General features: G+C 70.0%; 10 protein-coding genes. 2 read left to right on the top strand and 8 right to left on the bottom strand.

Annotated elements, in window-relative coordinates:
• Positions 1-5: 5 nt before the first annotated feature.
• Positions 6-953: a hypothetical protein gene (locus tag NHL60_RS07875; RefSeq protein WP_253451130.1), complete on the bottom strand. Its 948-nt coding sequence runs from the start codon at positions 951-953 to the stop codon at positions 6-8.
• Between the two features lie 125 nt (positions 954-1,078).
• On the opposite strand from NHL60_RS07875, the gene NHL60_RS07870 reads away from it, so the two are divergent.
• Together NHL60_RS07870 and lipA are read left to right on the top strand one after the other, a co-directional pair.
• Positions 1,079-2,062, top strand: coding sequence for a LysR family transcriptional regulator (locus NHL60_RS07870; protein ID WP_253451127.1), 984 nt, complete (start codon positions 1,079-1,081; stop codon positions 2,060-2,062).
• 187 nt (positions 2,063-2,249) lie between these two features.
• A complete protein-coding gene (gene lipA, locus NHL60_RS07865) occupies positions 2,250-3,305 on the top strand; it encodes a lipoyl synthase (protein ID WP_253451124.1) in 1,056 nt (351 codons plus the stop codon).
• Positions 3,306-3,336: 31 nt separating this feature from the next.
• On the opposite strand, the gene lipB is transcribed toward lipA, so the two are convergent.
• The 7 genes from lipB to mrdA all read right to left on the bottom strand — a co-directional run bounded on the left by lipB (position 3,337) and on the right by mrdA (position 10,853).
• A complete protein-coding gene (gene lipB / locus NHL60_RS07860) occupies positions 3,337-4,017 on the bottom strand; it encodes a lipoyl(octanoyl) transferase LipB (RefSeq protein WP_253451122.1) in 681 nt (226 codons plus the stop codon).
• A complete protein-coding gene (locus NHL60_RS07855) occupies positions 4,017-4,328 on the bottom strand; it encodes a YbeD family protein (protein WP_253451119.1) in 312 nt (103 codons plus the stop codon). The genes lipB and NHL60_RS07855 overlap by 1 nt, the downstream gene beginning before the upstream one ends.
• A gap of 104 nt (positions 4,329-4,432) precedes the next feature.
• Positions 4,433-5,647 (bottom strand): D-alanyl-D-alanine carboxypeptidase family protein, encoded by a 1,215-nt coding sequence (locus NHL60_RS07850; protein WP_253451116.1) that lies wholly within the window; start codon positions 5,645-5,647, stop codon positions 4,433-4,435.
• 44 nt (positions 5,648-5,691) lie between these two features.
• Positions 5,692-6,687 (bottom strand): septal ring lytic transglycosylase RlpA family protein, encoded by a 996-nt coding sequence (locus tag NHL60_RS07845; protein ID WP_253451113.1) that lies wholly within the window; start codon positions 6,685-6,687, stop codon positions 5,692-5,694.
• Positions 6,684-7,739 (bottom strand): lytic murein transglycosylase B, encoded by a 1,056-nt coding sequence (mltB, locus tag NHL60_RS07840; protein WP_253451110.1) that lies wholly within the window; start codon positions 7,737-7,739, stop codon positions 6,684-6,686. The genes NHL60_RS07845 and mltB overlap by 4 nt, the downstream gene beginning before the upstream one ends.
• A gap of 43 nt (positions 7,740-7,782) precedes the next feature.
• The gene (gene rodA / locus NHL60_RS07835) at positions 7,783-8,943 is read right to left on the bottom strand and encodes a rod shape-determining protein RodA (protein ID WP_253451107.1); all 1,161 of its coding nucleotides are present in this window, start codon (positions 8,941-8,943) and stop codon (positions 7,783-7,785) included.
• 2 nt (positions 8,944-8,945) lie between these two features.
• Complete coding sequence (gene mrdA / locus NHL60_RS07830) at positions 8,946-10,853, bottom strand: penicillin-binding protein 2 (RefSeq protein ID WP_253451104.1); 1,908 nt, start codon at positions 10,851-10,853, stop codon at positions 8,946-8,948.
• Between the last annotated feature and the right edge of the window lie 3 nt (positions 10,854-10,856).

Raw genomic sequence — 10,856 nt, 5'->3', positions numbered from 1 at the left:
CTCACTCATAAGGGCGCCAGCGGCACCAGCATGGCGCCGGCACGCTCGGCCCCGAACAGCTCCGTCAGGCCCCGGCGGCCGCGCCGTTGCGCCTCCTCTGCATTGCGCCCCCAGGCCAACAGGCGCGCCTCGCCGTGATCCACGCCGGCCCGGTCCAGGCGCAGGCCGGGGCCGCCCGCGAGCCCCGCTTCCGGCGGCGGAAAACAGCGCCACAGCAGGGCGTGGCCGCGGGGCACCAGGCTGGCCTGGCGGTCGCGCAGACGATCCCCCGACGCCAGGCGCAGCTGGGTCACCGCCAGGTCCAGGCCGGTGAGGGCCTCGTCCAGCCCCTCCCAGCCGGTCAGCCCGGGACGCATGTCGCTGAATCCCAGGCGATTGCCCTGCAGGCTGAAGCCGAGGGTCACCAGTCCGACCAGCTCGAGCCCGGCGAGCCCCTGGCGCGCCAGCTGCCCCAGATAGGCGCGCTGCTCCGGTGTCAGCCAGAGGGCCGGCGCCCGCATCAGCGCCGGCGAAATGGGCTCGCGGACGGCGAGCCAGCGCACCCGCCCCAGGCGGTCACAGAGCACCGCCAGCTCCACGCGCCGTCCAGGCGCCTCCGGGTCGGCCAGGGGCACCCCGGCCTCACGCAGCAGCGTACGGATGGCGCCGCCATCCTGCATCGCCTCGACCAGCGCCACCCGCGGCCCCAGGAAGGCGAGGCCGGCCCCGCGGCAGGCTTGCGCCAGGGCCAGCTGGCGCTCGGGAGAAGCCTCGCCGGGGTGCAGCAGCGTACAGCCCGCCTCCAGCGCGCGAGCGACCAGCGCCTCGGGGGGCTCCTCGTCGACGGGGGCGCTCAGGCAGGCCAGCCCCAGCTCGGCCGCCGCCTGGCGAGCCCGGAGCCCGCCCGGCCCGGTGGCGGCCAGGGCGATACGCATGGCAGAGCCGGGAGAGAGGGTAGGCATCGGCGGTGTCATGGTGAATCAGATCTCCTCGGGGCCCGGGGTGGATAGCGTCAGCCGGGATGGCCTCCCCGAGCCCGGCAGTGCTAGCATGAATATCGAATTGACAGGAGGCCGGCGGTACCCTCCGGCAAGCGCCCATGACCACTCCCAAGCTGCTCAACAAGCTGACCTTTCGTCAGCTGCAGGTCTTCCAGGCGGTTCACGACCAGCACTCCTACTCGCGCGCGGCCGAGCAGCTGGGGCTGACCCAGCCTGCGGTCAGCGCCCAGATCCGCCAGCTGGAACAGGCGCTGGGGCAGCCGCTCTTCAAGTATGCCGGCAAGACCCTGCACGTGCTGCCGGCGGCCGACGCCCTGGCGGCCTCGGTGCGCGCCATCTTCGGCCAGGTGTCGCGGCTGCAGATGGCGCTCTCCGACATGTCGGGTACCATTCGCGGCGAGCTCAACCTGGCAGCGGTCTCCACCGCCCAGTACGTGGTGCCCTTCCTGCTCGCCCGCTTCCGCGCCCACTACCCCAACGTCCAGGTGCGCCTCAAGGTGTGCAACCGCAGCCAGGCCCTGGAGCGCCTCGCCGAGCGGCGCGACGACCTGGTCATCATGGCACGGGTGCCCGAGGACCGGGAGCTGGTCTTCATGCCGATCCTGGACAACGAGATGGTGCCCCTGGTGTGGCCCGGCCACCCCCTGCTCCAGGCTGCGGCCCCCACCCTCGAGGACTTCGCCCGCCACTACGTGCTGATGCGCGAGCCGGGCTCCGGGGTGCGCAGCGCCTTCGAGGAGCTGGCCGCCGAACAGGACGTCGGCCTCCCCCACCGCATCGAGCTCGGCACCAACGAAGCGGTCAAGCAGGGGGTGATGGCCCAGCTCGGCGTCGCCGTGCTGCCGCGTCTCGCCGTGCGCCTGGAGCTCGAGGCGGGGCTGCTCGAGGAGCTCGCCCTCCCCGGCTTCCCGCTGCGCCACTCCTGGTGCACCGTCTACCCTCGGGAGCGCTTCCCGACGCCGGTCACCGAGCTCTTCCTGCACTTCGTGCGCGAGCACCTGGCGGAATTTCACGCTCACTTCCAGGCTCCGCCCCGCCCGCTGCCCAACCACGGCGTCGAGTGCCTGCCGCTGAGCTCCTGAGCGGACCCCATGAGCCAGGTCATGGCCCGACCAGATGGTCCCCCGGGACGATGCCGCGGCCCTGCGACTATGGTAGATTGGGCGCCTGCAACCCAGTAACCAGCAGCCCGCCCCCGGCGGCCGGCGCCTCTCCCCCGAGGCGAGCGCCCGCCCCGCAGGCCGGGCCGAGCGAAGGGGCTCACCCTCCATGAGCGACAAGACCTCCAGTCACGTTCCCAGCGGCGAGAAGTTCCGCACCGAGCACGGCTTCGCCGCCATCAAGGACGGCATCAAGCAGCGCCCTCAGCAGGACGAGGGCGGCGGCGTCAGCGGCCCCAAGCCCAAGTGGCTGCGCGCCCAGATCCCCGGCGGCGAGCGCTTCGAGGCGGTCAAGCGCAACGTCAGCGAGCACCGCCTGAGCACCGTCTGCGCCGAGTCCCACTGCCCCAACATGGGGGAGTGCTGGAGCAACGGCACCGCCACCATCATGCTGATGGGCTCGGTCTGCACCCGCGCCTGCCGCTTCTGCGCCGTGGACACCGGCAACCCGGGCGGCTGGCTAGACGCCGAGGAGCCCGCCAATACCGCCCAGTCGGTGGAGCTGATGGGGCTGCGCTACGTGGTGCTGACCTCGGTGGACCGCGACGACCTGGAGGACGGCGGCGCCGCCCACTATGCGGCCTGCATTCGCGCCATCAAGGAGAACACCCCCGAGGTAGTGGTCGAAGCGCTGACCCCCGACTTCGACGGCGAGCAAAGCGCCATCGAGGCGGTGGTGGACTCCGGCCTCGAGGTGTTCGCCCAGAACGTCGAGACCGTGGAGCGTCTGACCCGGCGGGTCCGCGACCCTCGTGCCGGCTACCGCAAGACCCTGGACGTGCTGGCCCACGCCAAGCGCCACAACCCCGAAGTGCTCACCAAGACCAGCCTGATGCTGGGCCTGGGCGAGACCGACGAGGAGATACTGGCCACCTTCGACGACCTGCGTGAGATCGGGGTGGATATCGTCACCCTGGGCCAGTACCTGCGCCCCACCCGCAACCACCTGCCGGTGGAGCGCTGGGTCTCGCCGGCGGAGTTCGAGCGCCTGCGCCAGATCGGCCTGGAGAAGGGCTTCATGGAGGTGGCCGCCGGCCCCCTGGTGCGCTCCAGCTACCGGGCCGACCGAGTCTTCGAGAAGAACAACCTGGGCCTGGCTGCCCCGGCGGAGGTGCCCGGGCAGGCGCCCGACCCCAACCGCATCGACGCGGTCAACGTGGGATAACAGGCACAAGGGGCGAGGAAGCGAGGACACTCTAGCCCCTCGTTCCTCGCGCCTCCTTCCTGACTATTTCGCGCCCCAACTCCCGTGCCAGGCACTCCGCCAGGCGCTCCCCCACCTCCGCCACATCCGGGCAGTCTTCCACCAGATCCGCCAGGCGCGTCATCGCCATGCCCGCATAGCCGCAGGGGTTGATGCGCGCAAAGGGGGAAAGGTCGCCGTCGACGTTGAGCGCCACGCCGTGGAAGCTGCCGCCGCGGCGAATCCGCAGCCCCAGGGAGGCGATCTTGGCCTCCCCGGCCTCGGTCTGGACATAGACCCCCGGCGCATCCGGGCGCGCCCGAGCGTCGACGCCCCGCTCGGCGAGCAGGGCGATCACCGCATTCTCCAGGGCGCTGACCAGCTCCCGCACGCCCAGCCGCGACCGCCGCACGTCGATCAGCGGATAGAGCACCAGCTGGCCAGGGCCATGGTAGGTGACCTGGCCGCCGCGGTCGGTCTGCACCACCGGAATATCACCCGGCATCAGCAGATGCTCGGGCTTGCCGGCCTTCCCCTGAGTAAAGACGGGGTCGTGCTCCACCAGCCAGAACTGATCCGGCGTGGTGTCGTCGCGCTCGTCGGTGAGGTCGCGCATGGCCTGCCAGACGGGCGCGTAGGGCCGCCGGCCCAGGCGATGGAGCTCGATGGGCGGCAGCGCCGAGACCTGGGTCATCACACCACCATATGCACGCGGCCGGTGGCCTTGAGCTCGACGAAGAGCGCCTGGAGCTGGGCCTCACCGGTGGCGCGGATGGTCAGGCGCACCGACTGGAAACGACCGTTGCGGCTGTCGACCACCTGCATCTGGGCGGCGTCGAAGTCGGGCGCATGCCGGGTGACCACCTGGCAGACCACCGCCGGAAAGTCCTCCGCCGCGTCGCCTACCACCTTGATGGGGTAGTCGCAGGGAAAGGTGATTCTGGGCGGCCTGCCGGAGGCCGGACGGCTCGGCTGACGCAGGTCGCGAAGAGACTTGTCGCTCATCTCGGGGCTCATGATTCATGGGGTTTGCCGCCATTTTACGCAACCTGGGGCGGCGACACCAACGGCAAGCGCCGAGCACCCTGCGCCCGGCGCTTGCCAGCGGCTCAGCCGAACCAGCCGCCGACGAGATTGGCAAAGAAGCGGCGCACCTGGTCGAACAGCTTCTTGACGAAGCCGCCCTCCTCCACCGACTCCAGCGCCACCAGCGGCTGCTCGCCCACCACCTCATCGCCGAGGCGCACCTCGAGGGTACCGATCCGCTGGCCCGCCGCGATGGGGGCGGCCAGGTCGGCCTGGATATCGAGCCGAGCGCTCAGCTCCTCGTTGCGGGCCCGGGGCACGGTCATCACCACGTCGCGATCGACCCCCGCCTGCAGCGTGTTCTCCTCTCCGCCCCAGACCCGCGGCGTATTGAGCACGCTGCCGGCGTCATAGAGCTTGAGGGTCTCGAAGTAGCGGAAACCGTAGCTGAGAAGCTTCTGGGTCTCCTGGGCCCGCGCCTCCTCGGAGCTGGTGCCCATCACCACCGAGATCAGCCGCATGCCGTCGCGCTTGGCGGAAGCCACCAGGCCGTAACCGGCCTCGGTGGTCCAGCCGGTCTTCAGACCGTCGACGCTGGGGTCGCGCCACAGCAGGCGGTTGCGGTTGGGCTGGCGGATGTCGTTGTAGGTAAAGTACTTCTCGGCATAGACCGCATAGTGCTCAGGATAGTCGTTGATGATGTACTGAGAGAGCAGCGCCATGTCGCGGGCCGATGAGTACTGCTCGGGGTGCGGCAGGCCGGTGGCGTTCTTGAAGCTGGTATTGTGCAGACCCAGGCGGGTCGCGTGCTGGTTCATCAGGTCGGCGAAGGGGGCCTCGCCGCCGGCCAGGTGCTCGGCCACCGCCACGCTGGCGTCGTTGCCCGAGGAGATGATGATCCCGTAGAGCAGATCGCGGATGGAGACCTGGGTATCCACCTCGATGAACATCTTGGAGCCGCCGGTGCGCCAGGCGTTCTCGCTGACCCGCACCATGTCACTCATGCTGATGTTGCCGCGGTCCAGCTCGCGCTCGACCAGATAGGCGGTCATCAGCTTGGTCAGGCTGGCCGGCGGCAGCCGCTCGTCGGCGTTGTGCGCCACCAGCACCCGGCCGCTGTCGGCATCCATCAGGATCCAGGAGTTGGCCGCCAGCCGGGGCGGTGACGGGATCATGGTCTGGGGCTGAGGCTGAGGCACCGGCACGCTCTGGGCCGAAGCCAGGCTCGAGACCATCAGCAGGCAGGCCAGCAGCAGCGGCACCAGCCGCAGGCGTTGAAATGAAAACAGCTCTCTCATGGGGACGAATCTCACCAAACGATCATCGGGGAAGGGGACGGCGCTCAGTCGGCGCCGTTGACGATAAAGCTCTGCTCGAAGCCGGCCCGGCGCAGCTCGCCTCGCAGCGGCTCCACCTGATCGGCGCTGGCCAGGGGCCCCACCTGGACGCGGTGGGTGCCGGCCGATGCGGCCACCCGTACCGGCCGGGAGAGCTCCGCCTCCAGACGCGACTGCAGCGCCCGGGCGCTCTCGGCGGAGCCCAGGGCGGCGATCTGCAGGTAGATGGGGCTGCCGTCAGCCGGGCGGCCATCCGCGGGGCGGCCATCCGCGGGGCTGCCGTCAGCGGGGCTGGCGGCGGCAGGGCTGGCCGGCGCCGCGGCGACCTGGCCAGCCGCCTGCCGGGCCGGCGGCGCCACCGGGGCGGCGCCGTTGCGGGCGCGGCCTTCGGCGCCACCATTCTCCGCCAGCCACTGCTCGACGTCGATCGCCTCTACCTTCACCCGGCCGGTGCCGCGATCGAGGATATCCAGACGCGCCGCGGCGGCATAGGAGAGGTCGATCTCGCGGTCGTTGTGGAAGGGGCCGCGGTCATTGACCCGCACGATCACCGAGCGGCCATTCTCCAGGCTGGTGACGCGCACGAAGCTGGGCAGCGGCAGCGAGCGGTGGGCGGCGGTCATCTTGTACATGTCGTAGATCTCGCCATTGGAGGTCGCGTAGCCGTGGAACTTCTCGCCGTACCAGGACGCCGTGCCCTGGCGGGCGTAGCCCCGGGCATCGGGCAGCACGCTGTAGGTCTTGCCCCACACCTCGTAGGTCGAGCGGTTGCCCCCCCGGGAGAGCGGCTCCAGCCGCGGCACCGCATCCGGCACCCGGCTGACATCCGGCGGCGCCACCGGGTAGGCATCGCCGGACATGGCATAGCGTCCACCGCTGGACGATGGCGCGGCGGCCGCCTGGCTGCCGCCCTCGGCGGGGGTGGAGGGCGCCTGACCGCCGCCGCCGGCACAGCCCGCCAGCAGCAGGACCAGCCCCAGGGACCACAGCCGGGTTGTCATGAGCGCTCCTCCGAATCGACGCTTACCGCCTCGAGCCAGTGGGCATCCAGGGCGCGGGCCTCGGCGATGGCCTCGGCCAGCTCGGTGACCGCCATGGCGTAGAGGTGGCTGTGGTTGTAGCGGGTGATCACGTAGAAGTTGTGGTCGCCGAGCACGTAGCGCCAGTTGCCCTCGCCATCTTCCAGGGAGACCGGCAGCAGCGGCCGATCCGCTTCTATGTCATCGGGCACCCTGAGTCCGGCCTCGGCCACGGCACTCGCCGACACCCCCGGCGGGCGCGCCGCCCGGTTGAAGTCGATAGCCTCCGGGGGGATCTCCGGCCCCGTGGCGTCGTGATAGATGGGTTCGCCGCCCCGCCAGCCGTGCTCGGCAAAGTAGTTGCCCACGCTGCCGATGGCATCCACCGGATTGGTCCAGAGGTCACGAATGCCGTCGCCGTCGAAGTCCACGGCATAGGCCCGATAGCTGGTGGGAATGAACTGCGGATAGCCCATGGCGCCGGCATAGGAGCCCTTGAGGGCCCCGGGCTCGACGCCCTGCTCGTGGGTGATCTCGAGGAAGGCGGCCAGCTCGCCGCGAAAGAAGCTGCCGCGGCTGGGGTGGTGAAAGGCCAGGGTCGCCAGGGAGTCGATCACCCGGTGGCGCCCGGTAAAGCGGCCATAGCTGGTCTCGACCCCGATGATGGCGGCGATCACCTCGGCCGGCACGCCGAACTCGGCCTCGGCGCGCTCGAAGGCGTCGCGATGCACCTCGAGGAAGGTCACCCCGCGGTGGATACGCTCGGGCTGCAGGAAGATCTCGCGGTACTCGTCCCAGCGCAGCCGGCGCTCCGCCGCGCCGGCCATGGCGTCGAGCACGCCCTGCTGGAAGTCGGCACTTCGCATGGCCGCTTCGAGCCACTCCCGCTCGATGCCCCGCTCGGCAAGCTCTGCTACCAGCTGGCGGGTCTCGTCATGGGTGCGCGGGTCGAAGTCCGCCGCCAGGGCGCCCAGCGACGCCCCGAACGCGACCAGCCCCACCAGCACTCGCTTTCCATGGTTGCCAATCCGCATCTTGCGCTCTCCCTGATCCGGCATTCGGCGCGGCCCGCTGGCGCTAGCGCGGCAGCAGACGGCGGTGTGCATGAATGGCCATGAGAATACCGAAACCCGCCATCAAGGTCACGCTGGAGGTACCGCCATAGCTGACCAGCGGCAGGGGCACCCCCACCACCGGCAGGATGCCGCTGACCATGCCCACGTTGACGAAGACATAGATGAAGAAGGTCAGGATGATGCTGCCCGCCACCAGGCGCCCGAAGGTCTCCTGGGCGCCGGCAGCCAGCCAGAGGCCGCGACTGATGATGGCCAGGTAGAGCGCCAGGATGGCCAGCATGCCCACCAGGCCGAACTCCTCGCCGAGCACGGCGACGATGAAGTCGGTGTGGCGCTCGGGCAGGAACTCCAGCTGCGACTGGGTCCCCTGCAGCCACCCCTTGCCGAATACCCCGCCGCTGCCGATGGCGGTGGTGGACTGGATGATGTTCCAGCCCGAGCCCAGGGGGTCGCTGTTGGGGTCCAGGAAGGTCAGCACCCGCTGGCGCTGATAGTTGTGCAGGTTCATCCACAGCAGCGGCAGTGCCGCCGCGGCGAGCGCCGCCAGGGCCGCGATGAAGCGCCAGGAGAGCCCCGCCAGCAGCACCACGAAGATCGCCGCGGAGGCCACCAGCAGGGAGGTGCCCAGGTCGGGCTGCTTGGCGATCAGCGCCACCGGCAGGCCGACCAGCAGACCGCACACCGCGATATCCCGCAGCGTTGGCGGCAGCGCCCGCCGACTGAGGTAGGCCGCCACCATCAGCGGCATGGCCAGCTTCATCATCTCCGAGGGCTGGAAGCGAATCACCCCGGGAATCACCAGCCAGCGCTTGGCCCCCATGCCCACATCTCCCACCAGCTCCACCGCCACCAGGAGCAGCACCCCCAGGGCATAGACCGGCAGCGCCCAGCGCAGCAGGGTCGAGGGCGAGAGCTGGGCGAGCAGGAACATCACCACCAGGGCCACGCCGAAGCGGATGGCCTGGGCGATCACCGGCTCGATGCGCTGGCCGCTGGCGCTGTAGAGCACCATAAGCCCCGCCGCCATCAGCGCCAGCAGCATGCCCAGCAGCCAGGGGTCCAGGTGCAGCCGCTCCCAGAGGCTGCGCCGCCGGGAGATGCCGCTGGCCGGAGGGCGCACCGGGTAGGGGCGCAGGATACGCGAGAGGTCGATCATGCCCATGGTCAGTTCCCCGCTACCTGGCTGTCATCATCCGCCATCGCCTCGCGCAGCTCCTCCACGTCGGGCTCCCTGTCCTTGAGCAGCCAGGCATCGCTCATGGCCCGAGCCAGATGCGCCGCGTGGGTGCTGCCGCCGCCGGCGTTCTCGACGATCACCGATACCGCGATCTGCGGGTCCTCGGTGGGGGCAAAGGCCATGAAGAGCGCATGGTCGCGCAGCCGCTCGGCCAGCTCCTCGGCGTTATAGCGCTGGTCCTGGCCCAGGGAGAAGACCTGGGCGGTGCCGGACTTGCCGGCCATGCGGTACTCGAGTCCGACCCCGGTGCGTCGCGCCGTGCCCTCGTGGCCGGTGAGCACCTTCTCCATGCCGGAGAAGATGCGATCCCACCAGGCATCATGGGGAATCTCGATGTCCGACGGGGTGTCGGCGAGCCGTGCCGGCAGCTCCTCGTCACCGATGCGGCTGGCCAGGCGCGGCTTGACCCACTCGCCGCGATTGGCCAGCACCGCGGTGGCGGTGGCCAGCTGCAGCGGGGTGACCTGCCAGTAGCCCTGGCCGATTCCCACCGAGAGGGTCTCTCCCGGGTACCAGGGCTGATTGAAGCGCCCCCGCTTCCACTCCCGGGAGGGCATCAGGGCGGTGCTTTCGCCGAAGATGTCGTGCCCCACGCGCTTCCCGAAGCCGAAGGCGCTCATCGTCTCATGAATGCGATCGATCCCCAGATCGTAGGCCAGGGCGTAGTAGTAGGTGTTATTGGAAACGGCAATGGAACGCTCCATGTCGACGCGACCGTGGCCCCAGCGCAGCCAGTTGCGGTAGCGGCGGGTATCGTTGGGCAGCTGATAGAAGCCGGGGTCGTTGATGGTCCGATCCGGCGTGATCACCCCCTCGGCGAGTCCCGCCAGGGCCAGGAAGGGCTTGATGGTGGAGCCGGGAGGATAGTGGCCGCGGATGGCACGGTTGTAGAGCGGCAGGTCCAGGTTCTCCTGCAGCGCCCGGTAGGAAGCCACGTCGATGCCGGTCACGAACTGGTTGCTGTCGAAGCCGGGCGTGGAGACCATGGCCAGGATCTCGCCGGTGCGGGGCGCGATAGCCACAATGGAGCCGCGCCGCCCGTCGAGCAGCTCATAGGCCAGCTTCTGCAGACCGTGGTCGAGGGTCAGGGTGATGTTCTGGCCGGGCACCGGATCGGTACGCCCCAGCTCGCGCAGCACCCGGCCCCGGGCGTTGGTCTCCACCTTGCGTAGCCCCGCCTGACCGTGCAGCTGGTCCTCGTAGAAGCGCTCCACGCCGGTCTTGCCGATGAAGTGGGTGCCGGCGTAGCGGCCCGTGTCCAGGTTGGCCAGCTCCTCGGCGTTGATGCGGCCCACATAGCCCAGGGCGTGGGCCATCACCTCGGCATCAGGATAGTAGCGCAGCAGCTGGGCCTCCACCTCGACCCCCGGCAGCAGGTGGCGGTTGACCGACAGCCGGGCGATCTGCTCCTCATCGAGGTCGCTCATCAGCAGCGCCGGCTGGAAGGGGCGCTGGCGCTGGCGAGAGCGAACCCGAAAGGCCTCGGCCTCCTCCTCCGGCAGCTCGAGGAGCTCCACCAGCAGCCCCAGGGTGGCATCCAGGTCATCGACCCGCTCGCGCACCAGGGTCAGGTTGTACGTGGGACGATTTTCCGCCAGCAGCACGCCGTTGCGGTCATAAATGAGGCCTCGGGTCGGCGGCAGCGGCTCCACCCGCACCCGATTCTTCTCGGAACGGGTGCTGTAGACCTCATGCTGTACCACCTGCAGCCAGGCCAGCCGCCCCATCAGCACGCCGGTGAGGGCGAAGACAAGCACCACGGCGAGCAGCGCCCGCAAGCGGAAGATGCGCAGCTCCTGCTCGGGGCTCTTGAGGTTGTCGCGATTCTTGCGCATGGC

The organism is Halomonas sp. Y3 (assembly GCF_024137965.1).
Taxonomy (GTDB): Bacteria; Pseudomonadota; Gammaproteobacteria; order Pseudomonadales; family Halomonadaceae; genus Halomonas; species Halomonas mongoliensis.
Note: the sequence above shows the minus strand (reverse complement) of the source record. Positions and strands in the feature narration are given on the sequence as shown.